Here is a 26,720-nt window from a genome sequence, read left to right on the forward strand (position 1 = left end):
CGATACTACGCGCCTACCGTAGCAAACTTAAATCATGGGTTATGGCCCATTAGTTTCAGGCTGAGGCTAGCTTCTGCACAATAAGTGTGTTGAGAGAAACGCCTTCCCGTTCTGCTTCGATGGCCAGGTCTCGGTGAAGTGACTGAGGTATGCGGAGGTTGAACTTCCCCGAGTAGCTTCGCTGTCCGAATGGTTCCGGGATGTGTTCATTGTTGCGTTGCATATCTTCTAGGGTTTCTTCGACGACGCTGCGCAACTCGGACTCAGCGGTGGCTGCAGTGGAGTCGAGCCATGACAAGGAGGGGAACTCTAGGACGGTGGCAACGAACTCTCCATCCTCTTCGGACCACGCGGTTTGGTAGGTGTATTTGTCTGCGAGGTTCATGGTCTGCTCCTAATTGAGGCGGTCGATGGCGTCTAAAACTTGGCGAATCTGGAAGGGTTTTGCTTTCCCGTTGCGCCCCTCTTGGATATTGACCCGGGGGTCTCCCTGCCATGGGGTTTTATAGACAATGTGCGATGTTCCGCGCCGTTTCTTTCCGGCGCTTTCTTGGCGTTCGAAGTAGAAATCGCACACAAGTTGCAGCTCGGAGAAGCGAACATTATTCCGAGAAGTCCGCATCTTGATGAGGATCTTTTCTATCTTTGAAACCACACCTGGATGGTACCGCAAATGGTACCACTAGTGGTTTGGGTAAACCATAGGGCAGCCTTGTGCTTTCCAACCATCCGTGCCGCCCTCGACGTTGATGACGTCCCAGCCCTTTGCCTGCTCGAGGTACTGGCAGACCTGCATGCTGCGCCCGCCTAGGTGGCAGATGACGTAGATATCGCGGTCCGGGTCAATCTCGTCGATGCGATCAACTAGTTCGCCCATCGGGATGTGCGTGGCGCCCTGGGCGTGTTCGGTGTTCCACTCGTGGTCCTCGCGGACGTCGATGAGCTGGGCGTTCTCGGGTACTTCGGTGGGTTGTACGTTCTGCATGCGCACCAGCTTACGCGGGCGCGGTTGTGAGGCTGGTGGGGCACCGTAGCGTGAGCAGCACTTTCGTCCCCGGCGCGCCCTTATGCCACACTTATTCAGGTGATGAACTCCAGCGCTGTCGCGCTTATCCCCGGAGACCCCACGGGTCGCTTCTTTGGTTCTCGAGTGCTCGTGGTGGATAATTTTGACTCCTTCACCTTCAACATCGTGGACTACCTGGTGCGATTAGGTGCTGAGGTGACGGTCACCCCTAACACCGAGCCCGTGCCGCTGACTGGCTACCACGCGGTGGTTCTCTCACCGGGGCCGGGAACCCCTGAGCGTGCAGCGGACATTGGCTTTTGTGCTGAGGTGTTGAAACGTGCTGCGGTGCCGGTGCTGGGGGTGTGTCTGGGCTTCCAGGCGATGGCCCAGCACCTCGGCGCACGGATCGCTCCGGCCCCAGAGCCTGTGCACGGGCGGGTGAGCACCATACATTGCTCCGAGGATCCGCTCTATGTCGGGATTCCCACCTGTCACGATGTGGTGCGCTATCACTCATTGGTGGTAGATAAGCTGCCTTCCGGTATGAAGGAACTCGCGCATACGACAGATGGCCTCATCATGGCTGGCCGCAGCGAAGAACGCCGCTGGTGGGGCGTGCAGTACCACCCGGAGTCGATTTGTAGCGAACACGGTCTCCGGCTCTTCGAGAACTTCCTGGCTATCGCTTGTCCCGAAGCAAACGAGGTGGCATCTCCTGACGTCAAAATCGACACCCCCTCAGTTGCGCCCCTGCCACCACTGCACGTGGAGGAGCGCCTACTCGCCATCGACCCCCTCGACGTCTTCGATGTCCTAGGCGGCAAAGGGGCGCTGCTAGAGTTCGAGGGCACTTCGATCATTGCACCGTTGGGAGAAATGGTGGGAATGGAAGCACTAGCGGAGCCCCCTCGCTTTTCCCGCCCCGCGGGGTGCCTCGGCGTTCCAGGTGTGTTCGGCTATCTGGGTTACGAGGCCCTCGGCGGCTTGTCCACACGCCACCCTCATGGTCTCTTCCGCGCGCCAGGCGTGGTGGCCATCCAAGGGCAACGAGTGCAACTGATTTGCGAGAAATCCTCGGCCTCCTGGCTGGCACAGACCTGGCGGCTCATTGAAGGACTCGCCGACAGACCTGTTCAACAACGGCGCCTCGATGCCAGCACGATTGGCCCGCTGAACTGTCGTGATACCGCCTCCAGTTATAAGGAAAAGATCCGCCGCGCTCAAGAGCTCATCAGTGCGGGTGAGACCTACGAAGTCTGCCTCACTACCAGCCTCGAGGCGGCAGCCGAACTCGATCCGCTGGCCCTCTACCAGCGCCTTCGGCAGCAGGTGCCCGCGCCGATGCGTTCGTTGTTGGTGCTCCCTGAGCTCGCAGTGGCTAGCGCCTCCCCGGAACGCTTCCTTAAAGTGTCTGGCGGCGTCGTCTGCTCGGAGCCGATCAAAGGCACCCGCCCACGTGGCCACAACCCCACCGCCGATGAACAGCTGCGGGCGGACCTGGCCAGTAACCCGAAGGATCACGCGGAAAACCTCATGATCGTTGACCTAGTGCGCAACGATCTCACCCGTGTGGGGATTCCAGGCACCGTGCATGCCGAAGAACTCTTCGCGGTTCGCAGCTTTGCCACCGTGCACCAGTTGGTCTCCACCGTTTCTGCTCGGTTGTGCCCGGATGCCTCGCTTATCGACGTCCTCCGCTCCACCTTTCCCGGTGGCTCTATGACCGGTGCGCCGAAAGTCCGCACCATGGAGATCATCCGTGAGCTCGAGGCCGCGCCGCGTGGGGTGTACTCCGGTGCGATCGGCTATCTCGGTTGCGATGGCAGCGCTGATTTCGCTATGACTATCCGCAGCATCGTCCTGCATTCCGGGAGACTGCATTATGGCGTTGGTGGAGCGGTGCTGGCTCTTTCGGACCCGGATGCCGAGTGGCAGGAGATCGTGGATAAGTCCGCCCCGCTCCTCAAACTTTGCGGGCAGGCCTTCCCCGGGGAGCACTGCTACCGCTTCGAAGCCGGTGGCCTTCTTCCCGTCCCATCGATTCCCGAGCCCTTGCTCATCGACTCCTTCCGCCTTGAAGAGGGCCAGGTGCGCGGCTTTGAGCTACACTGCGAGCGCTTTACCGCGGGTGCAGAGGCCTTGGGGATGGACTCCCCTCGATCCTTCCTCCACGCAGTCCAGGAACACCTGCCCAACCGAGGCCGGTGGTTCCCGCGCCTGGAGGCTGGCCCCAGCGGTTTCGCACTTCGGTTGCGCCCTCTTCCTACTCAGCGGAAAACCACCCGTTTGCACAGCGCTACGGCAACAGTGGAAAATCCGCATGTCAAGGGGCCGAATCTGGCGCTGTTCTCAGAGCTTCGTGAGCCGGACGATACCTTGCTCATCTCCGACGAGGGCGTCGTCTGCGAAACCACCACGGCCGCGCTCATCGCTTGGGATGGAGACACGATGCTCACGATGGACGCACCTCGGTTGCGGTCAGTCACTGAGTCTCTGCTGGTTGCCGCGGTGAGAAAGGAAGTGAGCGTCGAAAAGAGAACGCTCGGACTGTCCGATCTTGCGGGGCTGGAGTTGTGGACCCTCAACGCCTTGCACGGGATTACCCCGGTGGTGGAACTCGACGGAAAGCCACGGCCGGCACCCGAAGACTCACGCCTCGAGCACTGGCGAAGCGTGCTAGACGGCATGCGCGCTACGATTGCGCGCGTCAAATGAACAGCAGTCTGCTCTGTTTCGCTGCCTCACAACAGCATTTGATGCTTGCCTTGGGCTTTAGCGGTGCGCTGAGAGGTACTCCAGAATGGCTTTCACGCGGCGGTTGTCTTCGCTGGGGTCCAAGCGCAGCTTGGTGAAGATGTTGGAAACGTGCTTGGCCACCGCGGCGGAAGACAAAACGAGCTCGGCGGCGATGTCCTTGTTGGACTTTCCGCGGGACATCAACTCGAGGACCTCGCGCTCGCGCGGGGTGAGCTCGCCCAGGCCGCTGCGCCCAGAGCTCATGAGAGCCTGCGCCACGGTGGGGTCGATGACGGTGCCGCCCTGGGCCACCACGTCCAGGCTCGAGAGGAAGTCCCGTACCTCGGAGACGCGGTCCTTCAACAGGTAGCCGGTGCCGGCATCGGGGGAGTCGAAGAGTTCCACCGCATATGCGGGGGCCACATACTGGGAGAGCACCATGACGGGCAGACCCGGGTATGCATTTCTCAAGTTTACGGCGGCTTTCAAGCCGTCATCGCCCATACCTGGCGGCATGCGCACGTCCGTGATGACGATGTCCGGAAGCTCATCGCGCAGCTTATCCACCACGGCCTCCAAAGCTGGAGCAGAATCCGCCTGGCCCACAATTGAATGCCCGCGGCGCTCCAGAAGGCCGGCGAGGCCCTCGCGCAGAATGGCGGAGTCATCCGCCACCACGATTCTCAAACTCATTTCTTAAACTCCTGACTGTCCGCGATCGAGAAGAAGTGGAATCGAGCATGCCAGCCTCGTGGGCCCGCCCGGGGGAGAGCTCAGCGTCATCTCCCCGCCAAAGGCGGCGAGGCGCTCGGCCATCCCCGCCAAGCCGTGACCTTGTACAACCTGCGCGCCACCCGGGCCCTCATCCACCACGGTGATGCGCAGCGAATCATCCGCGATCACTAAAACAGACACCGGCGCGCCGGGCGCGTGCTTGGCCGCGTTGGTCAAAGCCTCCGTGCCGAAGAAGTAGCCGCAGGCCAGCACGGAGGCGGAAAGCTTGGGCAAAGGATGCGGGGCGAAGACGCTGACGTGGGGGCCGTGGGAGGAGGAGACGTCGGCAAGCGCGGCGACCAAACCGTGATCCTGCAGCACCTGTGGGTGGATGCCGTGCACCGTGGCGCGCAGGGAGTGCAGGCCGCGGTCCACGTCCTGCTTGGCAGCGGTGAGAAGCTCGGCAATTTCAGAGGGGGCGTCGAGAAGAGCCTCCCCCAACTTCATGCTCGCGGCCACGAGGTATTGCTGCGCGCCGTCGTGCAAGTCGCGCTCGATGCGGGCGCGCTCCACCTCATAGGCGTCCGCGATGGCGCGGCGCGAGGCCGTGAGCTGTGCAATCTTCTGCGCCTGCTGTTGCTCATGGTTGGTGGGCTGGGGTTTTCTTCGGAACACGGCTTTCAGCATAACGGGCGCTACCGACTACAGGGGTAGTGCTGGCACTACCTTAAAGAGCAACGCTAGGACTGTTCTTTATGAGGGCCCGAGACGGTGAAATGAGAGACATGGCACAGACACTTTCCCTGACAGACATCACCAAGGATTTCGGCGGCGGCCCGGTGCTCGCCGGAATCTCCCTCGACATTGAACCGGGCGAGCTCGTGGCGGTCATGGGGCCGTCTGGTTCCGGCAAGTCCACGCTGTTGCACTGCATGTCCGGCGTGCTGACCCCCACGCACGGCAGCGTGCGCTACGGGGATGACGAGCTCTCCGCGCTTGGCGACGGCCCCCGCTCCCGCCTCCGCCTGCGCAACTTCGGCTTCGTCTTCCAAGATGGCCAGTTGCTTCCGGAGCTGAGCAACGTGGACAACGTGGCGCTGCCCGCGATGCTCAACGGGGTCTCGCGCGGTGCTGCGCGCAAGCGCGCGATGCAGCTGCTGGACCAGCTGGGCTTGGGTGGTTTGGCGGAGCGCCGCCCGGCGCAGGTTTCTGGTGGTCAGGCGCAGCGCGTGACCATTGCGCGTGCGCTGGTGGCTTCCCCGGGCGTGGTCTTCGCCGATGAGCCGACCGGTGCGCTGGATCAGTCCACGGGCCACGAGGTCATGCAGATGCTGACCACCATCGTGCGACAGTCGGGCGCCAGCCTGGTCATGGTCACGCACGACCCGAAGGTGGCCGACTGGATGCAGCGCCGCGTGGAGATTCGCGATGGCATCATCCACGACGACCGCCGCCTCGAGGTGATCCGATGAACACCACGACTTTAGTCTTTGACCTGCAGCGCGAATCGATTCGCGCGCGCTCGGGCACGGGAATTGTTTCCTTGCTGGCTATTGTGAGCCTGACCATTGGTTCCGCCATCGCCTTCCTGGTTGCGGGCGGTACCTGGATGTTCTGGGAGCGTGCCCAGCACGTTGAGGAGGCTGCACCCGCTCTGCAGGAGGCTTTCGGCGACGAGATGGAGGCCTTCCTCTACCCGTGGTTTGCCCTGGCTCTGCTGGCCTGCGCCTTCATTCTTCCGGCGTTGTTTAACCTCACAGCCCAAGCCGCCGTCCTCGGTGCCTCCGGCCGGGAGCAGCGCCTGGCGACCCTGCGCCTTCTGGGATTGAGCTCCCGCCAGGTGGAGCGCATGGCCATCGTGGAGACCGGTCTGCAAGCCATCCTCGGCATCGTGCTCGGTGGGCTTATCAGCCTGCTCATCGCGCCGGTCTTTACGCAGGTGGATTTCCAGATGCGTTCTATTGCTGTATCCGAGATTCTCCTCCCGTGGTGGGGCTACCTCGCTGTGGCCGGCGTGCTCTTCCTGCTGGCCATCGGCGCCGCACTCGTCGGCATGCAGCGCGTGCGCGTGAGCCCGCTGGGCGTCGCCAAGCGCCAGATGCCCGCGGCCTACCGCTGGTGGCGCGTCATCGCCTTCCTCATCATCGCGGGTATCGGTGGTGTGCTGCTTTCCGGCAAGGCGGGCCCGCCGACCGCCATGGTCATCGTGGTCATGTTCGGCATGGTGATGAGCATCAACCTCATTTCTCCCTTCATCCTGCAGCTCGGCGCGTACATCATGTCCCTCTTCCCTGGAAACGCGCACTTCGTGGCCTGCCAGCGAGTAGCGGGCAATGCGCGCCCGGCATGGAAGCGGAGTGCTGCCATCGGCTTCTTCGGCTACCTAGCCGGATTCCTCGTTGCCGCGCCCCTAGGCTCTGATGCCTTGGCCATGGTTCTCAATGAGGACCCGGGGATGAACGTGGTGTTCAAGGACATCTCCACAGGCGTCTTATTAACCCTCATCTTCGGCTTCACGCTGACCACCATGTCCATCATCCTGGGGCAGGTCTCCGGCATCTTCGAAGACAAGGAACTCATCCGCTCTCTGGATCTCATGGGTGTGCCGCGCGGTTTCCAGTTCCGCTCCGGTGCCCTGACCATCATGGGGCCTGTGGTGGGATTGAGCTTCTTCGGCTTCCTTTTCGGCGGTGGGATCGCCTCACTGATGTTCTTCTCCAGTGTCGAGCAAAGCGATGTCGACGTTCTTGGCCGTCTGCTCATGGCCTTCGGTTTCTTGGCCATAGGCTGGCTGGTCACGCTGCTTGCCATTGTCCTTGTTGAACCCCTGCGCGGCTACGTGCTGCGGACTGGAGGTCGAAAAGAATGAAAACGGTACTGAAAATCTTCGGCGGACTCTTTCTCGTTGCTCTTGTTGCTGTGGCCGCGGCCGTGTATTTCTTCGGCCCCTCCTATGGCGGGGCGCTGCTGGGCAAGCCCTACTTCCTCTTCAATGCCAGCGAGAAGCGCATCAACACTGCGATGGTGGATACTGCCGCGATCTCCGGAATCTATGGCGAGAGCGAAGAATTCCAGCGCGCCCGCGAGGCCTTCAAAGCGGACCCCACGAACGCTGAGCTCCTCGATGCCGCCATCAACGCTGCCGGTGGCAAGCACTCCAAAGTCTTTAGCACCGAAAAGGAAAAGGCCGCCGAAAGCGCTGAGCCTTCGGTTGACTTCAACGATGGCGTCTTGCGCGCTACCGTGCCCTCCATCGGCCGCCACGATGACGGCCAAGCCTACGCCGACACTTTGGCCCACGGTCTGACCTCTCACCCGGAGGCCTGTGCTGCCGTGGTGGATCTGCGCGGCAATGACGGCGGGGACATGGGCCCGATGTACGCGGGCTTAAGCCCCCTTCTGCCGGATGGCACCGCCCTCTCCTTCGTCAGCCGAATGACTACTTCTGACGTGGTCATCGACGGTAATTCCGTTACCGGCGGTGGCACGCCCACCACCACGTCGGGCGGCAAGCTGAACATTCCCGTCGCCGTGCTCACCGACGACGAGACCGCCTCCTCCGCCGAAGCCACCCTCCTGGCCTTCCGCGGGCTGGACAACACACGGACCTTTGGCAAGCCGACCGCCGGCTACGCCTCCGCCAACGTGGTCCTGGACTATCCGGACGGCCGCTCGCTCATGCTCACCACGGCCAAGGACAAGGCGCGCACGGGCGAGGAGTTCGCCGAGGATCCCATCGCTCCCGATGCACCCGAATCCGAGCTCGACGGATGGCTTGCTTCCCGCTGCAGTTAGTTAGCTGCAGTGTTAGTAAGCCGCAGCGTTAGCCAGCCCGGTTCGTTGTCGGCACGTTGCTGCTGTTCAGCCGCAACGCTAGCCTGCCCAACGCTCGCGCTCCCACCGCCAGTAGTGGTGCCACTTCCAGGGCGGGGCGACGAACTCGCCCCGCCCTTTGATAACTGCGAGGACCTGGTGAACAGCGACGTCAAGGTGGTGCTCAATCGTGGCGGCGGTGAAGTGGAGGGGCCGATAGCCGCGCTGGACGGCGTCGTTCAGCTTTTGGCGGTCGATTTCGAAACGTTGTCGGTTCTCGCCTTTGTGATAGGCGTAGCCGTCCACCTCGATGGCCACCTTGTGCTCCTCGAGCACCAAGTCCCAGCGGTAGGGCCCAATCCGCACGTTGTTGCGGACTTTGGCGTGGGGCTCAAGGCCCCGGGTGAGGTCGCGCTCCGGCTTGCTATCCGCCCCGACGATGGCCTTTTCCAACACCTCACGCGTGTGCTTGGGCAGGCGGCGAAAGTCCAGCTGTTCGGTCTCGATGCGCGAGCGCCCGTGCGGCCCGGCGAAGAAGGCCTCGATGAAGGCCACGGCATCCTCCTGCGCCATCGCCTCAATACATTGCAGCGGGCTGCAGACGTTCACCCCGTTCATGCTGCCCAGCGCCTTAGGCCGTGCCCGCCGGCTGCGAAAATACGTGCTCGATGCCATCGTTCCTGCGCGCAGAAAATAAAGTGGGTAGGTCAGCTCTTGGCCAAGATATTGCTGAGCTGCGGAATAGCCGTCCAAGGCTGAGTCCGGCCAACGCCGTGAGACGACTTCAGCGAGCTCGCGCGGCGTTGGCACCGCAGATAAGTACAGACCGCGACAAATCTTGATTGCTCGGCCGTTAGCAGCGCGGCGAGTCCCCGCGCGTCCCTCGAAAATCTCCATGTGCCCCCGATGAGTACGGTTCTAACAATTAAGCCCCCAGAAACCGCTGTTTTCGGCCCCCTATTTGATCGAATCGTACGTCACGAATGAGGAGTTGTCGCGGTGACAAAGAAAAAGGACGTTTCGATCAACTAAGGCCTCTCAAACCCTTGGTTTTGGGCCCCTATTTGATCGAAACGTCCCTCAACGTGCGGACCGTGGCGGCTTACTTGAAGCGAGCCTTAGCCTCTTCGAGGATCTTCTCTGCCTCAGCCTTGTCGCCCCAGCCGGAGCCAGTAACTTCCTTGTTCGGCTCCAGGTCCTTGTAGCGGGTGAAGAAGTGCTCGATCTCATCCTTGATGTGCTGCTCCACATCGTCGATGTCCTGGTAGCGCTCCCAGCGTGGGTCATCGATGACGGCGAGCAGCTTGTCGTCGCCACCGGCCTCGTCGGTCATCTTGAACACGCCGAGGACACGAGCCTCCACGACAACGCCGGGGAAGACCGGCTCCGGGAGGATGACCAGTGCGTCCAGCGGGTCGCCGTCCTCACCCAGGGTGTGGTCGATGAAGCCGTAGTCAGCCGGGTAGGCCATCGGGGTGAACAGGTAGCGGTCGAGGTGGACCTTGCCGGTCTCGTGGTCGATCTCGTACTTGTTGCGGGAGCCCTTAGGGATCTCGATGGTTACTTCAACGCTCACGGCTGAATCCTCCATAACTAATAGGTTGGCATGTGCTCCGCTTAGTCTACCGCGCTAGTCTAAAGGGCGATGAAAGCGAAGCATGTCTGGTGGAGTACTGCGGCCCTCGTCACGGCGGGAGCCGTGGCGGCGACGGCCGCCTTGGGCGTAGAAATCCAGCGCACCTACGATCACCTGGACCACGGCCAGCCCTATAAACAGGAAGAACCCACAACACTGGTCCAGCCCGTCGAGCCCGGTGATATCGACGCCGCCGCGCTCAAAGCCAGGTTGGATGAGCTAGGCAAGGACAAGGCTCTAGCCACTTTCGGCGGGCAGATCATCGACACCACCACCCAGGACGTGCTGTGGGAGCGCGAGCCCGCAAAGCCGCTGACCCCGGCCTCCGCCACCAAGGTCCTCACCCTCGCCGCGGCTACGCTCAAGCTCGACGAAGAAGAGCGCCTGACCACCGAAGTGGTCGCAGGTGAGCACGAGGGCGAGATCGTTATCAAGGCCGCCGGCGATGTCTGGCTGACGGACGAGCGCCTCGATGAGCTGGCGGAACAGATTCAGCAGAAGATGGATACCGTCACGCGGGTCTCCATCGACACGTCCATCTGGGCCGGGCCCGACCAGGCACCGGGCTGGGATGATGACAATATTGACGGCGGTTTCGTCGCCCCCATCCAGCCGGCCATGCTCTACGGTGGGCGCATTGGGGAGAAGACCGGCGACGTTCCGCGCTCCCACGAGCCGGCCCTCGACGTCGCCCGCGCGTTGGCCTCCCGCCTGGGAACCGACAAGGCGGACACGAGCTCAGCGCCCGAGAACACCGAGGTCATCGCAGCTACAGAATCTGAGCCGTTGGCTTTGCGCGCCCAGGAAGCGGTGAAGGATTCCGATAACGTCATGGCGGAGGCCATCGCCCGCGAGCTGGCCGTCAGCCAGGGCGCGGAAGCAAGTTTCGAGGGCGCCACGAAAACCATGCTCGACGTGCTTAAAGGCCACGGCATCGACATCAGCGACATCACCCTCAAAGACGGTTCCGGCCTGTCCCGCGATAACCGCATCCCCGCCGACGTACTCGCCCACATCATGGACCAGGCCGTAGCCACCGAGGAGCTGCGCCCGCTGTTGGGCTACCTGCCCCTCGCCGGCGGTGAGGGCACGCTCTACCAGCGCTACCCCGATTCGCCGGCCCGCGGGTACGTTCGCGCCAAAACCGGCACCCTCACGGGAACCTCCGCGCTGACCGGCACCGCCCAGGGCCAGTCGGGTCGCGTGTACGCCTTCGCCTTCTTAGTCAACGACGGCGAAGTCACCTCCGCCCGCCAAGCCCAAGATGCTCTCGCCGCTGCCCTCCATGACTTCTAAGAAACCTTTTTGGCCGCGCAGAAGCCCCAACTTTTTGGCGTGCCGCGTCGCCGCCCGCGCCGTGGTCGGTGAGCAGCCACGCGCCATCGCCGTGGGCTTGTCCGGCGGGGCCGATTCCTTGGCGCTGACCGCCGCTCTCGTGGCCGAAGGACACGAGGTGACAGCGCTCTGCGTCGACCACGGCTTACAGGAAGGCTCGGCCGCGCAGGCGCGCCGGGCTGCCGAGCAGGCCCACGCCTTGGGAGCGGGGGCGGAGGTGTTGCGGGTGGACGTCGGCAAGCAAGGCTCCGTGGAGGCCGAAGCCCGCGCCGCCCGGTATCGTGCCTTCGCGCCCTGGGAAGAGGTGGCGGTGGCGCATACCGCCGATGACCAGGCCGAAACCCTGCTGCTAGGCGCTCTGCGGGGGAAGGTCGCGGGCATGCGCGAGCGTTCCGAGGTGGAGGGCGTGCGCGTTGTGCGCCCCCTGCTGAGCGTGCGCCGCGCCCAGACCGAGGCCGCCTGCGCGGAGCTGGGGCTGGAGGTCTGGCAGGACCCCCAGAACCAGGATGCGTCTTTCCGGCGCGTGGCGCTGCGCCGCGAGATTCTCCCGCGCCTGCAGGAGATCGTGGGCGGAGACCCAGTCCCGGCCCTAGCCCAGGCAGCCCACGACGCCGCGCTTGACGACGCCCTCCTGAGCCCACCCCCCACCTCCGACTGCGCCGAGCTGGCAGCCCTCCCGGAACCGAAGCGCCGCCGGGCGATCGCCGCGTGGCTGCGCGAAGAAGGGGTAGAGGTGACGCGCGAGGCGGTGCGCGGCATCGATGCCCTGTGCACACAGTGGCATGGCCAAGGCCCTGTCGCCGTCCGCAGCGAAAAGAAAGGTACAAGGTTGGAAGTCGCACGCGTTGGTGGCAAACTGTCACTATTGCCTCGGTCAGCAAAGGAGCGCTCACGTGCACGACACCTATGATTCAGCCGTCCCCGCCCATCCTTATGGAGAGGACATCAAAAACGTTCTCGTCGCCGAAGACGATCTTCAGGCGCGCATCCAAGAGATGGCGGATCGCGTGTCCGAGAAATACAGCAACACCGATGATGACCTCATCCTGGTCTGCGTGCTTAAGGGTGCGGTCTTCTTCCTAACGGACTTTGCCCGCAAACTCACCATTCCGTCCCAGCTGGAGTTCATGGCGGTCTCCTCCTACGGCAACTCAGCTTCCTCCTCGGGCGTGGTGCGGATTCTGAAGGACCTGGACCGCGATATTGAGGGCCGCGATGTGGTCATCGTGGAAGACATCATTGATTCCGGCCTGACCTTGTCCTGGCTCATCCGCAACCTGCAGGGCCGCCAGCCGCGTTCCCTGGAAGTGGTGACGCTGCTGCGCAAGCCTGAGGTGGTCAAGGCGGAGCTGGATCTCTTCGACGTCGGCTTTGATATCCCCAACGAGTTCGTCGTGGGCTATGGCCTGGATTTTGCGGAGCGCTACCGTGACCTGCCGTATGTGGGCACACTGGATCCTGCGGTATACAGCAACGACTAGTCTTTTCTTGCCCTCTTTTTGCATGAGGCCTCGAATTTGCAAGGTAATTAATGAAAAACAAGAACATCATTCGCTATGGCTCGATCGCGGGCCTGGTTCTCATTCTGCTGTACGCCTTTACGTTCTTTAGCAACGATGCCCGCAGCTTCAAGCAGGTTGACACCTCGGTGGCCATGCAGCAGCTGGCGGATCAGAACGTTGAGGAAGCGCAGATCGATGACCGCGAGCAGCAGCTGCGCCTCAAGCTCAAGGAACCAGTAACGGTCGAAGAGCAGGAGGGCATCGAGGAGGTCATTGCCAAGTACCCGGCACGCGCCTCCGAGCAGGTCTTCAACGCGGTGAAGGATTCTGGTGCGGATAAGTACCAGACCAAGGTCACACAGGATTCCTTCATTGGCTCCATGATCAGCTTCCTGCTGCCGATGCTGATTCTCTTCGCGCTGCTGTTCTGGATGATGACCCGCATGCAGCAGGGCGCGGGCGGCATGTTCGGCATTGGTGGTTCCAAGGCGAAGGAGCTGACCAAGGACATGCCTACCAACACCTTCGCGGATGTGGCCGGCGCGGATGAAGCTGTGGATGAGCTGCAGGAAATCAAGGACTTCCTGGATGATCCGGAGCGCTACCATGAGCTGGGCGCAAAGATCCCGCGCGGCGTGCTGCTTTATGGCCCTCCCGGCACGGGTAAGACCCTTCTGGCCCGCGCGGTCGCGGGCGAGGCTGGCGTGCCTTTCTATTCCATTTCCGGCTCCGACTTCGTGGAGATGTTCGTCGGCGTGGGTGCCTCCCGCGTGCGTGACCTGTTCAAGCAGGCCAAGCAGAACAGCCCGTGCATCATCTTCGTCGATGAGATTGACGCTGTGGGTCGCCAGCGTGGTTCCGGCACCGGCGGTGGCCATGATGAGCGCGAGCAGACGCTGAACCAGCTGCTCGTGGAGATGGATGGCTTCGGTGACCGCGAAGGCGTCATCCTCATCGCTGCCACCAACCGCCCCGACATTCTGGACCCTGCGCTTCTGCGCCCGGGACGCTTCGACCGCCAGATCCCGGTGACCAACCCGGACCTGGCCGGCCGCGAGCAAATCCTGCGCGTGCACGCCAAGGACAAGCCGCTGGCTAAGGAAGTGGATGTGGCGCAGCTGGCCAAGCGCACCGCCGGTATGTCCGGCGCGGACCTGGCCAACGTGCTCAACGAGGCTGCCCTGCTCACCGCCCGCATCGGCGGCAACGTCATTACCTATGACGCGCTGGAGGAGGCCACCGACCGCGTCGTCGGCGGCCCGCGCCGCCAGGGCAAGATCATCTCCGAACATGAGAAGAAGGTCACCGCCTACCACGAGGGCGGCCACACCCTGTCCGCGTGGGCGCTGAAGGATATCGAGCGCGTCTACAAGGTGACCATCTTGGCCCGCGGCCGCACCGGCGGCCATGCCATGACCGCGCAGGAAGACGATAAGGGCATGTACACCCGCGATGAGTTGTTCTCACGCCTCGTCTTCGCCATGGGCGGGCGCGCCGCGGAAGAACTCGTGTTCGGAGCACCCACCACCGGCGCTTCTTCGGATATTGAGCACGCCACCAAGATTGCGCGCTCCATGATCACAGAGTATGGCTTCAGCCCGGATTTGGGAACCGTCAAGTACGGCAAGGAGCAGGGCGATCCCTTCGCCTATGCCGCCGGCGGCGGTGGCTCCATCGACTATTCGGATGCCGTGGCCGCCAAGATTGATGAGCAGATGGCCTACCTGCTGGACCGCGCGCACCAGCAGGCCTATGACATCCTTTCCGAGCACCGCGACTACCTGGATAAGCTCGCCGAGATGCTCTTGGAGAAGGAAACCCTGCGCCGCCCGGACCTCGAGGGCATTTTCGAAGGCATTGAGCCGCGCGAGGCTTTCGACGTCTTCCCGAACGAGGACGCCCGCTTCCCGCGCCAGGCCGGCCGCGAGCCGGTAAAGACCCCGGTGGAGCTTGCCCAGGAGCGCGGTGAGGAGCTGCCGAAGCGCATGACGCTTCTCGACGCCTCCCGTGCCGCCCGCGCGCGCCGCCACGCGGAGCTCGAGCGCGCGAAGGAAAACGGCGGGGAGGCCGATGGCGCCGCCGCGACATCGGCGGCGCCGGTCGAGGAGATCGGCTTCAGCTTTGGCCAGCACGCAGGCGACTTTGTGGATCCGGAGAAGGGCAATACCTTCTTCGGCGAGTCCGATATCACCGAGCCCACCGGCCGCGAGCTCAGCGCAGACGAGGCCGCCAGCGATGGGGCGCAAGAGGAGACCGTGGCCCCAGAACAGGCCGGCCCTAACCACGAGGACACCCAAGAGATTCCGCGTGTGCCGAATGCCGCTGCACCGCAGCCGGAAGCCCAGCCGCAACCGCGCGAACCGGAACGCCGCGGCCGCCACGCCAAGCCGGAGGAGCACGCCTGGGGCGCTCCCGGCTGGGGAGAACATGAACACCGCAACAACCCGTACAAGGATGGCGACACCAATGAGCGATAACATCCCGGCGCAGCGCGACTTCGACCACGAGCGCGCCGAAGCAGCCATCCGCGAGCTGCTCATCGCAGTGGGCGAGGACCCCGACCGCGAGGGCCTGCGCGAGACCCCGGCCCGCGTGGCCCGCGCCTATGCCGAGGTCTTCGCAGGTCTCCACCAGGACCCGACTGAGGTCCTGCACAAGACCTTTGCCGAGGAGCACCAAGAGCTCGTCCTCGTGCGCGATATCCCCATCTATTCCACCTGCGAGCACCACCTCGTGCCCTTCTACGGCACGGCGCACATCGGCTATATCCCTGGCTCCGACGGCCACGTCACCGGCCTGTCCAAGCTGGCTCGCCTGGCGGACATGTACGCAAAGCGCCCGCAGGTCCAGGAGCGCCTCACCAGCCAGATCGCCGATGCGCTGGTGGAGGTCCTCCACGCGCAGTCCGTCATCGTCGTCATCGAGTGCGAGCACCTGTGCATGGCCATGCGCGGTATCCGCAAGCCGGGGGCGACCACGACGACATCCGCGGTGCGCGGCGGATTCAAGAAGAATGCGGCCTCCCGCGCGGAGGTCATGAGCCTGATTAGGAGCTAGCAGCAATGGCAGTCAGTGATCTCACCGTTCCCGGCCGCACGCTGGTCATGGGCATCGTCAATGTCACCGAGGACTCCTTCTCCGACGGCGGGCGCTGGATCAACATCGACGATGCACTTACCCACGCCCGCCACCTTGTCGCCTGCGGCGCGGACATGATCGATGTCGGCGGTGAGTCCACCCGCCCGGGTGCGGTGCGCGTGGCTGCCGAGGAGGAAGAACGCCGCGTCGTGCCCGTCATCAAGGCGCTGCGCGAGGAGGGGATTAAGACCTCGGTGGACACGATGCGGGCCTCGGTTGCTCAAGCCGCTGCGGAGGCCGGCGTGGACATGATCAATGACGTCTCCGGTGGTGCGGCCGACCCGGACATGTACCGCACCATGGCCGAAACCGGCCTGCCGGTCTGCCTCATGCACTGGCGCACCGTCCAGTTCGGCTCGGCCGCCGGTGTGGCCGACCATGGCGGGGATGTGGTGCGCGATGTCCACGAGTCCCTGGCGAAGCTCGCTGATAACGCCCTGCAGGCCGGTGTTAGCCACGACAATATCGTCGTGGATCCGGGCCTGGGTTTTGCCAAGTCCCCGCAGGATAACTGGGCTTTGCTCAAGGCTCTGCCGGAGTTCCTCCAGGGCGAGTTCCCGCTGTTGGTGGGCGCGTCCCGCAAGCGCTTCCTCGCCGCCATCCGGGAAGATCGCGGCGCCGAGTCCAGCCCGCTGCTCGCGGACCCGGCCACCGCGGCCGTCACCGCCATCTCTGCGCAGATGGGTGCGTGGGGCGTGCGCGTGCACGAGGTGGAAGTCTCGCGCGATGCCGTGGATGTCGCCGCGGCCTGGAACGCGGGCGCGGCCTACACCGGCGGCGCGCATGCCTCCGGCAGCTACGCCAACGGCGCGGACGGCGGAACAGTGGTGTCCACTTCTTTGGGAAAGGCATAAAACATGGCGGATCGCATTGAACTCACCGGCCTGGAGTGCTTTGGCTACCACGGCGTCTTCGAGGAAGAGAAGAAGACGGGGCAGCCCTTCATCGTGGATATCACCTGTTGGTTGGACACCGCGGGAATCGGGGATGACCTGTCCCGCACGGTGAATTACGCCGAGCTTGCCGACGTCGCCGCGGACATCGTCGAGGGCCCCTCCCGGGACCTTATCGAGACGGTGGCTGAGGAGGTCGCCGAGACCGCGATGCAGCGCTTCGGGATTCTCCATGCCATCGAGGTGACCATCCACAAGCCGAAGGCGCCCATCCCGCGCACCTTCGCGGACGTGGCAGTCGTGGCCCGCCGCTCCCGAAAGAGGATGGCAGGCTAATGCGCGCCGTGCTGTCTATCGGCTCCAACATGGAAGACCGCTGCGCGCTGCTGCAGACCGTCTTTGACGAGTTTGCTGAGGAGACCGTCGCTGCCTCTCCAGTCTTTGCCACCCCGCCGTGGGGCGTGACCGACCAAGATGAATTCCTCAACGCGGTGCTCATCGTGGACGTGGACTGCACCCCGCTGGAGCTGCTACGCCGTGGCCAGAAGCTGGAGGAGGCCGCTGAGCGTGTGCGGGTGCGGCACTGGGGTCCTCGCACCCTGGACGTGGACGTCGTGCAGATAGACGGCGTGACCTCCGAAGATCCGGAACTTATTCTGCCGCATCCTTATGCTCACGAGCGGGCCTTCGTGCTCGTGCCGTGGTTGGCCGCGGATGAGCACGCGGAGCTCAACGGCACCCCGGTGCGCGAGCTCATCGCCGACCTCGATGAGGACGAGGTCGCTGCGGTGAAGGAACTGGGGGAGTAATGACGAGGACGTCGATTGGCGCGCTTGTCGGCACCGCCCTCTTCGTGGCTGCGGCGGCTGCCACCCTCACCACCCGCTTTTATGGCTCCATGCTGGCCATTCCGGCAACCGTATCGATTTCTCTGTGGGCTATGGCGCTGGTGTGCGTGCTGTTGACGCTCAAGGTGCGCGGTGCCAAGGAGGACGAGCACGGTATCGGCCTGGATAACTCGCAGCTCAATCCCATGACCATCGCGCAATTCCTGCTTGTCGGCAAAGCCTCGGCGTGGACCGGGGCCATCGTGGGCGGGGCCTATGCTGGCATGGCGGTCTACGTGGTGCCGCGCGCCGGTGAGCTCGTCGCTGCGGCTGGTGACCTGGCCGGGGTGGTGTCTTCGGCGCTGGGCGGTGCCGCGATGTGTGTTGCCGGAGTGGTGTTGGAGCGACACTGCGAGGTGCCACCTCCAACTGATGGGGCACAAGCGGTAAGTTAGTGGGCATGACGAGCCCGCACCACGCCCCTGATCCCCAGTACGAGTCGGCCCCGGATGATCGCCCGACCACCCAGTTTTCTGCGCAGCCGGACTCTCAGCCACCGACAACGGCGGAGTCTTCCCAGGACGGTTCGAAGACGGATGCTGGTTCTATTGGGCTTATCATCCTCGTCATCCTCGCGGTCATCGCCAGCCTGGTCATGTTGATTTCGGGTTCGGCGAACGCACTGAAGATTGCCCTGCTGGCTGCCCTGTGGGCCGCGGTGTTGGGCTTCTTCTTGGTGGTGCGCTATCGCCGTCAGGCCCATGAGGCCAAGGAGCTTCTGGCGGTGGAGCGCGCCCATGCCGCATCCACCTTGACCGCTTCCGGTGCTTCGAGCGCGGATAACAGCAAGGTCCTGGCGGAGATCCGATCGGAGCTGGAAGCCATCCGCACCCAGATCGAGGAGATCTCCGGGCGCGAGTGGGTCTACGAGCCGGCCGCCCTGTATGCGGAGGCTCGCCGCATCCAGGAGCTGGAGCGCAAGGCTGGCGGCGCTGGCGTGGATGAGCGCGGCGATGCCCCCAACGTGAACTTCACCCAGAAGTCCGGCGGCGCGCCGTCTGCCGACGCCGTCGCAGGCCGCCTCGGCTCGCAGCCGACCCACCCGGTGAGCAACCCGCTGGACAATCTGCTGGCGGATAACGCCCGTGCCAACGCCCAGCAGCCGGCGGCGAAGCCAGCCGCGAAGCCTGCTCAGCAACCCACTCCGAAGCCAGCCGAGCAGTCTGCCGCGAAACCCGCGGAGCAGCCCGCGGATCAGCAGGGCACCCGCCCGGCACCATCCCCGTTCGGCGCACCGCAGCCGTCGCAGGGCCGTCCTCCGGCGTTTCGCCCTATGGGAGCACCGCAGCCTCAGCCTCAGCCAAAGGCCGACAAGCCCCAGCCCAAGGATGACAAGCCACAGGCAAAGGCAGAGAAGCCGCAGGCGCGCACCGAGCAGAAGCCGCAGCAGTCGAAGCCCCAGACTCGGTCGCAGCAGAAGGCGCCGGAGTTCAAGACCGATAGCTTCCAGGCCGTGCAGTGGAACCAGGGTGCTGCGGGTGCGCAGCACGTCAAGGAGGATGCTAGCCCCGCGCAGCAGCCGCACCACCGCCACCGCAAGCCGGAAGCAGATACCGCACAGCCCGACACCCGTGGCCGCCGTCGTAGCGATGAACACCGCGAGGGCGCGGTCTCCGTGGCTGAACTCATGGCGCGTAGCAAGCGCCGGAAAGAACAGCAGAACAAGGACGTGAAGAAGTAGATGTCTGCTCCGCGCATGCGAGTGGCGGTCTGGGGTAATTCCCGAGCCGGCATTAACTTCGCCCTCCGTCTGGAGATGGCTGGCCACACCATTGAGAAGCTTGAGGACCCCGCCCAGCTGGACCGCTTCGATGCGCTGATTCTCGCCGCGACGGCGAGGGAGCTGGAGGGGGCAGTGGGGGACGTCGAAAAGCACGTGCGCCCCAAGCAAATCGTCATCCACACCTCATTGCTGGCTGGGGTGGAAGCCCTTGATGAGCTGGAAACGCGCGGGTGCCTGACGATTGCCGCAGCTCCCCTGGGCGACTCCTACGCGGTGGGCACCCTCGATGAGGTGGCGGAGACCGTCATTGGGTTGCTGCTCTCGGAGATTCACCAAACTGCAGAAACGGTGCCGGCGGCACAACGTGCCGAGCGAGCCGCGCGGTTGTACTACGCGGAGATGCTCGGTGAACTCAGCGCGTGGGCGGCGCTTAAGGCGGGGATTATCGAAGATTTTATGGGCAGTTCCTTCGACCTTGACGCTGGCGACATCATCGATGCTTACCCCGCCGCCGTGGAGCTGGGCATGGCGCGCAACTACCGCGACGTCGCCCGCATGGTGGGTGAGAAGAAGAACATGGAAGAACTGGAACTGTGGGCAGTAAGAAAGGAAGCGCCGTGGCAGAGCAACTCCTAGTGGAGGACAACGAGCGCATCCGCATGGTCGGCAGCGCCTACCGCAAGACCGGCAAGCGCGTAGTGCTGGTGCCACTCGGCCGCGATATTCACGCCGGGCACCTGGCACTCGTGCAGGCAGCACAACGCGTGCGCGGTGGCATCGTGGTCGTGGCAGTGGACCCGGAGACGGACATCTCTTCCCTCGATGGGGTTGATGTGGTGTGGCGCTACGACCAGCAGAGTCAGCGCACGCGGGTCCTTGCACCCGACCACGGCATGGAGGACGTGAGCGCGGAGCTGACCCGCATTGTGGCGCTGACCTGCGCGCTGGGTCCCAGCGATGTGTTCATGGGGGAGAAGGACTACGAGCTGCTCGTGGCCACCCAGCAGGCCTTTACGGACCTCCACATTGCGGCGCGTGTGCAGGGCGTGCCCTCGGTGCGTATGCCCGATGGGGTGGTGATGAGCCTGCGCAATGCCGACGTCGCACCGGAGGCCCGTGAGCAAGCCAGCGCCTTGTCAGCGGCACTCACCGCCGGTGCGTACGCGGCGGAATCCGGAGCCGAGGAAGTTGTCCGTGTGGCACGTGAAGTGTTGGCCGCCGCGGGCGTCGAGCCGGAGTACGTGGAGCTGCGCGGACGCGACCTGGGTGAAGCCCCAGCAGAGGGCGATGCCCGCCTCTTTATCGCCGCCACCATTGGCGGCGTGCGGCTCATCGATAACGCGGGCGTGCCGTTGGGCATTGGCTTCCGTAACTTAGAACAGCGCGGATAAAAGTCTGTGGCGCAGGTCTCCACCAGCTAGGTTGGAGACATGAAGATTGGAATTCTGGGAGCCGGCGCCATCGGCGGATACTTTGGCGGAAAACTGAAAGCAGCGGGCCACGACGTCGCCTTCGTCGCTCGCGGTGAGACCTTGCGGGTGCTGGGGGAGACGGGCGTGACGCTGATCGACGCCCACGCGGAACCCACCACCACCGAGGTCATAAAGGTCCCGGCTGCCCACACCTTTGCTGAGGTCAAAGAACTCTTGGGCGGATTGGACGTGGCGATTATCGCGTCGAAGGCGCTGCCGGGCAACGAGACCTTTGGAAGCGCGGAGGACCGCGAGGCCCTGCAGGGAATCCCGGTGGTGACCACGCACAATTCAGTAGAGATTCCGTACCTGGCGGCCGAGGAATTCGGGGAGGAAAACATCCTCGCTGGTGTCGCTCGCGTTTACGCCACGCGTCTGGGGCCGGCGCAGATCAAGCGCAACCCGGGGCCCTTGGCTTTGGCCTTTGGTCCGCTGAGTGCTGATGCGCCGGAGTCACTGCGCCGCACGGGCGAGGAGCTGTCGGCAGCGCTGAAAGAGGCGGGGGCTTCCAGCAAGTTCCACGACGCCGCGCTTGTCGACGTCTGGTCGAAAGCCATGTTCGTCACCCCGACAGGCACTTTGGGCGCCTTGGTGGATAAACCTATCGGTTACCTCTGCCAGGAAATCCCCGGCCAGCTCGAGGCATTCATGCGGGAAGTCGAGGCCGTCGGGCGCGCACTCGGCGTGGAGCTGCCAGAGAACGTGGTGGAGCAGACCATGGAATTTGCCCGCCAGCAGCACCCGGACAGTACGTCTTCGATGCAGCGCGATATCAAGGAAGGACTGCCGAATGAATTGGACGCCCAGGTCGGAGCGATCCGACGCATGGGCGTCAAGGCTGGCGTTGCAACCCCGTTGTGGGACTTTGCACAGGAGGTGCTGGAGGCGCAGCTGCGCACCGCCTAAGAGTGCGCACTACGCAACGTCGGTGCCTTATTCGGTACCGATCTTGCCGCCCTTCTTCCACACCACAACCACGGCCGGGCGCGGGGTGGACTTACCGCCATCAGGCCAGTGGGAGGTGGCGTTGTCGAAGGTGGCGTCATCAGACTCGCCCGGGTGCTGAACGTTGACCATGACGCGGTCATCGTCGACGATCGGGCCACAGGTCTCCGCGCCCGCCGGGACGGTGAGGAAGCACTTGAGCTCGCCGCGGGTCTCGCCCTCGGTGGTCACGGCGTAGAGGCCGTCGTTAGAGTCCAGCGCGTTGCCGTCAGTGGAGATCCACAGGTTGCCGTGGTTGTCGAAGGCCAGGTTATCCGGGCAGGAAATCGGGGAGACCTTCTCCTTATCAAAGCCACCGAAGTAGGTGCTGGCCTCACGCGGGTCACCACAGACCAGGAAGAGGTTCCAGGTGAACTTCTCGCCGGCGTGGTCATCCTCGAGCTCCATGACCAGGCCGTTCTTGTTCTCCTTGACCGGAGCCCATTCCTTGGCGTCTTCCTTGTTCTTCTTGGCGTTCTCACCGGTGGCGCCGCGGTACTTGTTGTTGGTCAGTGCGATGTAGACCTTCTCGGTCTCCGGGTGAACCTCAACGTCCTCTGGGCGGTCCATCTTGGTGGCACCCACCTTATCGGCGGCCTCACGGGTAAAGACGGCGACTTCTTCGGCGGACATGCCGTCCACGTGGGACTCGAACTTGTTGTTCTCCGTATCGGAGGTCAGCAGCTTGACCCACTCACCGGTGCCGTCGAAAGCACCGTCCTCCGGCAGGACGCCGGAGCCGTCGATTTCCTTCTCCGGGGAGTTGCCCTCCATCTTGGCCACGTACAGGGTGCCGTGGTCCAGGATGGTCATGTTGTGCTTCAGGTCGCCCTCCTTGTACTTCTTGGAGGAGACGAACTTGTAGACGTACTCGAAGCGGGAGTCATCGCCGGAGTAGCAGACCACGGTGCCATCCTTGGTGATGTGGATGTTGCCGGCCTCGTGCTTGAAGCGGCCCACAGCGGTGTGCTTAATCGGGGTGGACTTCGGGTCCAGCGGGTTGATCTCCACGAGCCAGCCAAAGCGGTTCGGCTCGTTCGGCTCCTTGGTCACGTCGAAGCGGTCATCGTACTTTTCCCACTTACGCTCGGACGGGCCCTCCTCGATGCCGAAGCGCTTGAGGGATTCAGCGGCCTTCTCATCCTTGACATCGCCACCGGCGAAATACTGGTCGAAGTTCTCTTCGCCAGAGAGCATGGTGTTCCACGGGGTCACGCCACCGGAGCAGTTGTTGAGGGTGCCCAGGACCTTCTCACCCTTCGGGTCGGCGGAGGTCTTCACCAGGTCGGTGCCCTTAGCGGGGCCCACCAGGGTGAACGGGGTGGTAGCGGTAATGCGGCGGTTGAGCGGGCCGAACTCGCGCTTGAGTTCGCCGGAGCCCTTCACCTTGGAGACCTCGAGGATGGTGTGGCCGTGGCCAGCCCAACCGATCTTTACCTGCTCCTCGGTAGGGTTCTCCGGGTCGTAGTCCGGGAACATCATCGGCTCGGTGGTGTACTCGTGCGAGCACATGTAGATCATGCGGTTCTTGTCATCCGGGTGCTCGATGAGGCCGGCGAAGTCATTGTTGAAGCCGAACTGCTTCTCCGCATCCGCGGCAGTCTGGTTGTTGACGTCGAATTCCGGCGCGCCCTCGATGACCGGGTCACCCCAGGCAATCAGGACGGACTGCTCATAACCCTTGGGGATGACGACCTCATCCTTGGTGTTGGCCTCCACGGCTTCAAAGTGCATGCCCTCGGCGGAGGTGAGCTCGATGTCAGAGCCCTTGACCTCGCTGGTCTTGTTGGAGGAGCTGCCAGCCGCAGACCCGTTGTCATCCGGCGCGGCACACGCAGCCAGCGCAGAGGAGCCACCGACGGCGACGACGGCCAGACCACCGGCGCGCAGAGCAGTGCGGCGGGAGAACTGGTCACCAAAGTAAGGGTTATCGGAGGTGTTCTCGCACTCGCCGAAGCAGGCATTACCGCACTTGTAGGTGCAGGTAAGAGAAGAACGAGAAGAGGTAAACATGTTAGCCAAGAGATTGCGGCCGTTGAGTGTCATGAAAATATGCTCCAAAAATCGAACTCGTTGGTTGCGCGGGGATGTCGCAACGGACGCACTGAGTTAATACGGTTGAGATGGCCGCGCGGTTGATACTGTCTAACGGCTAGATGAACACTCTGTGAACCGGGATCGCGCCAGCGTATGGGGATCGACTACCCTAGACAACCGTGAGCGAGAAGAAGAATACTGAAGTTACTGACGTCCCCGAGCAGCTGCGCATCCGCCGCGAGAAGCGCGCCCGACTGTTGGAGTCCGGCACCGAGCCTTATCCGGTGACCGTGGACCGCACGATCTCCCTGCGGGATCTCCGCCAGCAGTTCCAGGTCGTTGCAGAGGGCGAAGAGCCGGCCGCGGAAGAGGGCGTCACCTACCTCAGCGCGGGTGAGGAGACTGACGTCGAGGTAGCCATCGCCGGCCGCCTTATCTTCATGCGTAATACCGGCAAGCTCTGCTTTGCCACCTTGCAGGATGGTGATGGCACCCAGGTACAGGCCATGCTGTCGCTGGCGGAGGTAGGGGAGGAGCGCCTCGCCGCGTGGAAGTCTGACGTTGACCTGGGTGATTTCATTTCCGTACGCGGCCGCGTCATTGCTTCGCGCCGCGGCGAGCTCTCCGTCATGGCTTCCGAGTGGACCATGGCGGCGAAGTCCTTGCGCCCGCTTCCGGTTTCCTTCGCTGACATGAACGAGGAAACTCGCGTGCGCCAGCGCTACAACGATCTCATCGTGCGCGAGGAGGCCCGCAAGAATGCCATGACCCGCGTGAAGGTCATGCGTGCGTTGCGCAACTACCTGGAGGATCAGGGCTTCGTGGAGATCGAAACCCCGATGCTGCAGACCATCCACGGTGGTGCGGCGGCCCGCCCGTTCGTAACCCACTCCAATGCCCTGGACATCGACCTCTACCTGCGCATCGCTCCGGAGCTCTTCCTGAAGCGCGCTGTCGTCGGCGGCATTGACCGCGTCTTTGAAATCAACCGCAACTTCCGCAACGAGGGCGTTGACCGCTCCCACTCCCCGGAGTTCGCCATGCTGGAGACCTACGAGGCATGGGGCGACTACAGCGACTGTGCTCGCACCATTCGCGAGTCCATCCAGTCGGTGGCCCGCGCAGTCTTCGGTTCCACCACCGTGACCTTGGCGGATGGCACGGAGTACGACCTCGGCGGCGAAGAGTGGCCGGAGATTGAGATGTACCCCTCCCTCAACGAGGCTCTGCAGCGCAAGTTCCCGGGCCAGCCGGAGGTGACCATCGACTCCACCGTCGAGGAGCTCAAGGCGATTGCCGACGTCATCGGGCTCGACGTCCCGAAGAACGGCGGCTGGGGCCACGGCAAGCTGGTGGAAGAGATCTGGGAGGTGCTCTGCGAAGACCAGCTCGAGGGCCCGATCTTTGTGAAGAACTTCCCGGTTGAAACCTCCCCGCTGACCCGCCAGCACCGCTCCCAGCCGGGCGTGACGGAGAAGTGGGACCTGTACGTGCGCGGCTTCGAGCTGGCCACGGGCTATTCGGAGCTCATCGATCCCGTCATCCAGCGTGAGCGCTTTGAGGATCAGGCCCGCCTTGCCGCCGGCGGTGATGAGGAAGCCATGGTGCTGGATGAGGACTTCCTCGCCGCCATGGAGCAGGGCATGCCGCCGACAGCCGGTGCTGGCATGGGCATGGACCGCCTGCTCATGGCCCTGACCGGCCTGGGCATCCGCGAGACCGTGCTCTTCCCGATCGTGAAGCCGGAGCACTAGTTTCTCCTAGCCTCCACCTGCCCGCGCCCGCCACTCTGGTGGCTGCGCGGGTTTTCTGGTTTTCTCATTGCTGCGCCTCCAGCCCCCAATGAGGGAAAGTTGCTGCGGCTAGCCGCAGGATTGACCAATCCATGGGAAAATGCAGGTGTGACAAAGCTTCTGAATGCCCTGCCCCTCGCACTAATCGCCTGTACAGCGGCAGCGTGTTCTGCTGCCGAGGATTCCACCAGCGGTGAGCCGCAATTCCACAAGACCTCCACCGCCGAGACTTCCGCCGATAACACTGAATCTACGGAAGCGAGCCCGGCTCCGACGTCCGCGAAGGACAAGGAAGGTGACTCGGGCCTTAAAGAATTAGATAAGGAAGACTTCATCGCCACCAACTTGGGGCACGCGACCTCCACGGTGTATGGAGTGAGCAGCCCGAACGATCGCGTGGCCTGCACAGTCACTGAAGATCAAGGTTTGATCGGGTGCAGCGTAATGTTCGCTGATCCGCCCCTGTACCCGGCGACCGGGCAGCCGTTCTGGCTTTCTAACTCCGTCAACTTCGATGCGAACGCGGGCTTTTATCCCAATGTGAAAATGGGCGGAGACGCCGCGGCACCCACCACGCTAGAAGCAGGGAACACCGTCACGATGAACGGTGTGACGTTTGAATCCGTGAATGAGGATGAGTTCACGGTCAAGATCGATGGCCACCACTTCACAGTGAAAGACGATGGTGAGTACTACTCCGATACCTTCCCACCGCAGCCAGATGGGGAAGGGAAAGCTATGACCGGAACCATCTGTGGGGACCTCGGCAATGGCGAGTATGTCTATGCCAAAGAAAACGGGACGGATTGCGCGCGGGCAATGGAAGTTCTTGACTATTACAAAAACTATGACTTCGCTCCGATGGAGGGAGGCAACCGCGGGTACCTCATGGAAGATGGCTTCAGCTGCTCCTATAACGCCGATCCCGGCTGGCCAGACGAGCCCGACTATCGGTGGCTTGGCTGCAGCATCGAAGACGGTGGCGCAGTCGTCGTCCTGGACCCGGCCGCGCGTGCACTCGTGTCAGAGAAAGGTGGGCAGCGCTAGA

The 26,720-nt window shown here is 63.4% G+C and carries 27 protein-coding genes; 19 read left to right on the forward strand and 8 right to left on the reverse strand.

Going from position 1 to position 26,720, the window contains the following annotated elements:
* Positions 1-55: 55 nt before the first annotated feature.
* The 3 genes from HMPREF2526_RS05355 to HMPREF2526_RS05365 are packed head-to-tail and all read right to left on the reverse strand — an operon-like array spanning position 56 to position 985.
* Positions 56-385 carry a type II toxin-antitoxin system HicB family antitoxin gene (locus HMPREF2526_RS05355; RefSeq protein ID WP_070546253.1) on the reverse strand — a complete coding sequence of 110 codons (330 nt, stop codon included), beginning with the start codon at positions 383-385 and terminating at the stop codon, positions 56-58.
* A 9-nt stretch (positions 386-394) separates the two neighbouring features.
* Complete coding sequence (locus HMPREF2526_RS05360) at positions 395-655, reverse strand: toxin HicA (RefSeq protein WP_246819862.1); 261 nt, start codon at positions 653-655, stop codon at positions 395-397.
* Between the two features lie 27 nt (positions 656-682).
* The gene (locus tag HMPREF2526_RS05365; RefSeq protein ID WP_049154702.1) at positions 683-985 is read right to left on the reverse strand and encodes a rhodanese-like domain-containing protein; all 303 of its coding nucleotides are present in this window, start codon (positions 983-985) and stop codon (positions 683-685) included.
* A gap of 102 nt (positions 986-1,087) precedes the next feature.
* Here HMPREF2526_RS05365 and pabB point away from each other — a divergent pair, with 102 nt between their 5' ends.
* The gene (gene pabB, locus HMPREF2526_RS05370) at positions 1,088-3,724 is read left to right on the forward strand and encodes an aminodeoxychorismate synthase component I (RefSeq protein WP_070546257.1); all 2,637 of its coding nucleotides are present in this window, start codon (positions 1,088-1,090) and stop codon (positions 3,722-3,724) included.
* Between the two features lie 57 nt (positions 3,725-3,781).
* Here the strand turns inward: pabB and HMPREF2526_RS05375 are convergent, their stop codons facing one another.
* Positions 3,782-4,438 (reverse strand): LuxR C-terminal-related transcriptional regulator, encoded by a 657-nt coding sequence (locus tag HMPREF2526_RS05375; RefSeq protein ID WP_012715319.1) that lies wholly within the window; start codon positions 4,436-4,438, stop codon positions 3,782-3,784.
* Between the two features lie 3 nt (positions 4,439-4,441).
* Positions 4,442-5,146, reverse strand: a complete 705-nt coding sequence (locus tag HMPREF2526_RS05380) for a sensor histidine kinase (RefSeq protein WP_070516199.1) — start codon at positions 5,144-5,146, stop codon at positions 4,442-4,444.
* Between the two features lie 98 nt (positions 5,147-5,244).
* On the opposite strand from HMPREF2526_RS05380, the gene HMPREF2526_RS05385 reads away from it, so the two are divergent.
* Genes HMPREF2526_RS05385 through HMPREF2526_RS05395 form a run of 3 tightly spaced genes read left to right on the forward strand, consistent with a single transcriptional unit; the run spans position 5,245 to position 8,254 of the window.
* On the forward strand, positions 5,245-5,931 hold the full coding sequence (locus tag HMPREF2526_RS05385; RefSeq protein ID WP_049154705.1) for an ABC transporter ATP-binding protein: 687 nt from the start codon (positions 5,245-5,247) through the stop codon (positions 5,929-5,931).
* Positions 5,928-7,328: an FtsX-like permease family protein gene (locus HMPREF2526_RS05390; RefSeq protein ID WP_070546259.1), complete on the forward strand. Its 1,401-nt coding sequence runs from the start codon at positions 5,928-5,930 to the stop codon at positions 7,326-7,328. The genes HMPREF2526_RS05385 and HMPREF2526_RS05390 overlap by 4 nt, the downstream gene beginning before the upstream one ends.
* The gene (locus tag HMPREF2526_RS05395; protein WP_070546261.1) at positions 7,325-8,254 is read left to right on the forward strand and encodes a S41 family peptidase; all 930 of its coding nucleotides are present in this window, start codon (positions 7,325-7,327) and stop codon (positions 8,252-8,254) included. The genes HMPREF2526_RS05390 and HMPREF2526_RS05395 overlap by 4 nt, the downstream gene beginning before the upstream one ends.
* Positions 8,255-8,332: 78 nt before the next feature.
* Here HMPREF2526_RS05395 and HMPREF2526_RS05400 read toward each other — a convergent pair whose 3' ends face one another.
* Together HMPREF2526_RS05400 and HMPREF2526_RS05405 are read right to left on the reverse strand one after the other, a co-directional pair.
* On the reverse strand, positions 8,333-8,890 hold the full coding sequence (locus HMPREF2526_RS05400; RefSeq protein WP_232745242.1) for an endonuclease domain-containing protein: 558 nt from the start codon (positions 8,888-8,890) through the stop codon (positions 8,333-8,335).
* A 484-nt stretch (positions 8,891-9,374) separates the two neighbouring features.
* A complete protein-coding gene (locus HMPREF2526_RS05405) occupies positions 9,375-9,848 on the reverse strand; it encodes an inorganic diphosphatase (protein WP_070546309.1) in 474 nt (157 codons plus the stop codon).
* 69 nt (positions 9,849-9,917) lie between these two features.
* On the opposite strand from HMPREF2526_RS05405, the gene dacB reads away from it, so the two are divergent.
* From dacB to HMPREF2526_RS05470, 13 genes are read left to right on the forward strand one after another with little or no spacing between them, the layout of a single operon-like run.
* The gene (gene dacB, locus HMPREF2526_RS05410) at positions 9,918-11,204 is read left to right on the forward strand and encodes a D-alanyl-D-alanine carboxypeptidase/D-alanyl-D-alanine endopeptidase (protein WP_070511124.1); all 1,287 of its coding nucleotides are present in this window, start codon (positions 9,918-9,920) and stop codon (positions 11,202-11,204) included.
* Entirely contained in the window at positions 11,194-12,153 is a 960-nt protein-coding gene (gene tilS / locus HMPREF2526_RS05415) for a tRNA lysidine(34) synthetase TilS (RefSeq protein ID WP_083295524.1), read from the forward strand. The genes dacB and tilS overlap by 11 nt, the downstream gene beginning before the upstream one ends.
* Positions 12,137-12,724 (forward strand): hypoxanthine phosphoribosyltransferase, encoded by a 588-nt coding sequence (hpt, locus tag HMPREF2526_RS05420; RefSeq protein ID WP_070546265.1) that lies wholly within the window; start codon positions 12,137-12,139, stop codon positions 12,722-12,724. The genes tilS and hpt overlap by 17 nt, the downstream gene beginning before the upstream one ends.
* Before the next feature lie 50 nt (positions 12,725-12,774).
* On the forward strand, positions 12,775-15,222 hold the full coding sequence (ftsH, locus tag HMPREF2526_RS05425) for an ATP-dependent zinc metalloprotease FtsH (protein ID WP_070546268.1): 2,448 nt from the start codon (positions 12,775-12,777) through the stop codon (positions 15,220-15,222).
* Positions 15,212-15,802 carry a GTP cyclohydrolase I FolE gene (folE, locus tag HMPREF2526_RS05430; RefSeq protein WP_046647199.1) on the forward strand — a complete coding sequence of 197 codons (591 nt, stop codon included), beginning with the start codon at positions 15,212-15,214 and terminating at the stop codon, positions 15,800-15,802. Before ftsH ends, folE begins: the two co-directional genes overlap by 11 nt.
* A 5-nt stretch (positions 15,803-15,807) precedes the next feature.
* Complete coding sequence (gene folP, locus HMPREF2526_RS05435) at positions 15,808-16,737, forward strand: dihydropteroate synthase (RefSeq protein ID WP_046647200.1); 930 nt, start codon at positions 15,808-15,810, stop codon at positions 16,735-16,737.
* A gap of 3 nt (positions 16,738-16,740) precedes the next feature.
* Complete coding sequence (folB, locus tag HMPREF2526_RS05440) at positions 16,741-17,112, forward strand: dihydroneopterin aldolase (RefSeq protein WP_046647201.1); 372 nt, start codon at positions 16,741-16,743, stop codon at positions 17,110-17,112.
* On the forward strand, positions 17,112-17,585 hold the full coding sequence (folK, locus tag HMPREF2526_RS05445; protein ID WP_046647202.1) for a 2-amino-4-hydroxy-6-hydroxymethyldihydropteridine diphosphokinase: 474 nt from the start codon (positions 17,112-17,114) through the stop codon (positions 17,583-17,585). The genes folB and folK overlap by 1 nt, the downstream gene beginning before the upstream one ends.
* On the forward strand, positions 17,585-18,058 hold the full coding sequence (locus HMPREF2526_RS05450) for a DUF3180 domain-containing protein (RefSeq protein ID WP_070511118.1): 474 nt from the start codon (positions 17,585-17,587) through the stop codon (positions 18,056-18,058). The genes folK and HMPREF2526_RS05450 overlap by 1 nt, the downstream gene beginning before the upstream one ends.
* A gap of 5 nt (positions 18,059-18,063) precedes the next feature.
* Entirely contained in the window at positions 18,064-19,344 is a 1,281-nt protein-coding gene (locus HMPREF2526_RS05455) for a DUF6779 domain-containing protein (protein ID WP_070546311.1), read from the forward strand.
* Positions 19,345-20,022, forward strand: a complete 678-nt coding sequence (locus HMPREF2526_RS05460; RefSeq protein ID WP_052750503.1) for a Rossmann-fold NAD(P)-binding domain-containing protein — start codon at positions 19,345-19,347, stop codon at positions 20,020-20,022.
* A 23-nt stretch (positions 20,023-20,045) separates the two neighbouring features.
* Positions 20,046-20,777 (forward strand): pantoate--beta-alanine ligase, encoded by a 732-nt coding sequence (locus HMPREF2526_RS05465; protein WP_046647273.1) that lies wholly within the window; start codon positions 20,046-20,048, stop codon positions 20,775-20,777.
* Between the two features lie 39 nt (positions 20,778-20,816).
* Positions 20,817-21,764 carry a 2-dehydropantoate 2-reductase gene (locus HMPREF2526_RS05470; RefSeq protein ID WP_070546270.1) on the forward strand — a complete coding sequence of 316 codons (948 nt, stop codon included), beginning with the start codon at positions 20,817-20,819 and terminating at the stop codon, positions 21,762-21,764.
* A 27-nt stretch (positions 21,765-21,791) separates the two neighbouring features.
* Here HMPREF2526_RS05470 and HMPREF2526_RS05475 read toward each other — a convergent pair whose 3' ends face one another.
* The gene (locus HMPREF2526_RS05475; RefSeq protein ID WP_070511113.1) at positions 21,792-23,888 is read right to left on the reverse strand and encodes a PhoX family protein; all 2,097 of its coding nucleotides are present in this window, start codon (positions 23,886-23,888) and stop codon (positions 21,792-21,794) included.
* A 170-nt stretch (positions 23,889-24,058) separates the two neighbouring features.
* Between HMPREF2526_RS05475 and lysS the strand changes: the two genes are divergently transcribed.
* Together lysS and HMPREF2526_RS05485 are read left to right on the forward strand one after the other, a co-directional pair.
* A complete protein-coding gene (gene lysS / locus HMPREF2526_RS05480; protein ID WP_070546272.1) occupies positions 24,059-25,633 on the forward strand; it encodes a lysine--tRNA ligase in 1,575 nt (524 codons plus the stop codon).
* A 147-nt stretch (positions 25,634-25,780) separates the two neighbouring features.
* Positions 25,781-26,719 (forward strand): hypothetical protein, encoded by a 939-nt coding sequence (locus tag HMPREF2526_RS05485; protein WP_070546274.1) that lies wholly within the window; start codon positions 25,781-25,783, stop codon positions 26,717-26,719.
* Position 26,720: the final 1 nt, after the last annotated feature.

The sequence above is a fragment of the Corynebacterium sp. HMSC070E08 genome (genome assembly GCF_001808895.1).
GTDB classification, from domain to species: domain Bacteria; phylum Actinomycetota; class Actinomycetes; order Mycobacteriales; family Mycobacteriaceae; genus Corynebacterium; species Corynebacterium hiratae.

What these genes read in the sequence shown, in the direction of transcription:
- HMPREF2526_RS05355 (WP_070546253.1), bottom strand. Translation starts at nt 385, where the DNA reads ATGAACCTCGCAGACAAATACACCTACCAAACCGCGTGGTCCGAAGAG.
- HMPREF2526_RS05365 (WP_049154702.1), bottom strand. Translation starts at nt 985, where the DNA reads ATGCAGAACGTACAACCCACCGAAGTACCCGAGAACGCCCAGCTCATC.
- pabB (WP_070546257.1), top strand. Translation starts at nt 1,088, where the DNA reads ATGAACTCCAGCGCTGTCGCGCTTATCCCCGGAGACCCCACGGGTCGC.
- HMPREF2526_RS05375 (WP_012715319.1), bottom strand. Translation starts at nt 4,438, where the DNA reads ATGAGTTTGAGAATCGTGGTGGCGGATGACTCCGCCATTCTGCGCGAG.
- HMPREF2526_RS05380 (WP_070516199.1), bottom strand. Translation starts at nt 5,146, where the DNA reads ATGCTGAAAGCCGTGTTCCGAAGAAAACCCCAGCCCACCAACCATGAG.
- HMPREF2526_RS05385 (WP_049154705.1), top strand. Translation starts at nt 5,245, where the DNA reads ATGGCACAGACACTTTCCCTGACAGACATCACCAAGGATTTCGGCGGC.
- HMPREF2526_RS05390 (WP_070546259.1), top strand. Translation starts at nt 5,928, where the DNA reads ATGAACACCACGACTTTAGTCTTTGACCTGCAGCGCGAATCGATTCGC.
- HMPREF2526_RS05395 (WP_070546261.1), top strand. Translation starts at nt 7,325, where the DNA reads ATGAAAACGGTACTGAAAATCTTCGGCGGACTCTTTCTCGTTGCTCTT.
- HMPREF2526_RS05400 (WP_232745242.1), bottom strand. Translation starts at nt 8,890, where the DNA reads ATGAACGGGGTGAACGTCTGCAGCCCGCTGCAATGTATTGAGGCGATG.
- dacB (WP_070511124.1), top strand. Translation starts at nt 9,918, where the DNA reads ATGAAAGCGAAGCATGTCTGGTGGAGTACTGCGGCCCTCGTCACGGCG.
- tilS (WP_083295524.1), top strand. Translation starts at nt 11,194, where the DNA reads ATGACTTCTAAGAAACCTTTTTGGCCGCGCAGAAGCCCCAACTTTTTG.
- ftsH (WP_070546268.1), top strand. Translation starts at nt 12,775, where the DNA reads ATGAAAAACAAGAACATCATTCGCTATGGCTCGATCGCGGGCCTGGTT.
- folE (WP_046647199.1), top strand. Translation starts at nt 15,212, where the DNA reads ATGAGCGATAACATCCCGGCGCAGCGCGACTTCGACCACGAGCGCGCC.
- folP (WP_046647200.1), top strand. Translation starts at nt 15,808, where the DNA reads ATGGCAGTCAGTGATCTCACCGTTCCCGGCCGCACGCTGGTCATGGGC.
- folB (WP_046647201.1), top strand. Translation starts at nt 16,741, where the DNA reads ATGGCGGATCGCATTGAACTCACCGGCCTGGAGTGCTTTGGCTACCAC.
- folK (WP_046647202.1), top strand. Translation starts at nt 17,112, where the DNA reads ATGCGCGCCGTGCTGTCTATCGGCTCCAACATGGAAGACCGCTGCGCG.
- HMPREF2526_RS05450 (WP_070511118.1), top strand. Translation starts at nt 17,585, where the DNA reads ATGACGAGGACGTCGATTGGCGCGCTTGTCGGCACCGCCCTCTTCGTG.
- HMPREF2526_RS05455 (WP_070546311.1), top strand. Translation starts at nt 18,064, where the DNA reads ATGACGAGCCCGCACCACGCCCCTGATCCCCAGTACGAGTCGGCCCCG.
- HMPREF2526_RS05460 (WP_052750503.1), top strand. Translation starts at nt 19,345, where the DNA reads ATGTCTGCTCCGCGCATGCGAGTGGCGGTCTGGGGTAATTCCCGAGCC.
- HMPREF2526_RS05465 (WP_046647273.1), top strand. Translation starts at nt 20,046, where the DNA reads ATGGTCGGCAGCGCCTACCGCAAGACCGGCAAGCGCGTAGTGCTGGTG.
- HMPREF2526_RS05470 (WP_070546270.1), top strand. Translation starts at nt 20,817, where the DNA reads ATGAAGATTGGAATTCTGGGAGCCGGCGCCATCGGCGGATACTTTGGC.
- HMPREF2526_RS05475 (WP_070511113.1), bottom strand. Translation starts at nt 23,888, where the DNA reads ATGACACTCAACGGCCGCAATCTCTTGGCTAACATGTTTACCTCTTCT.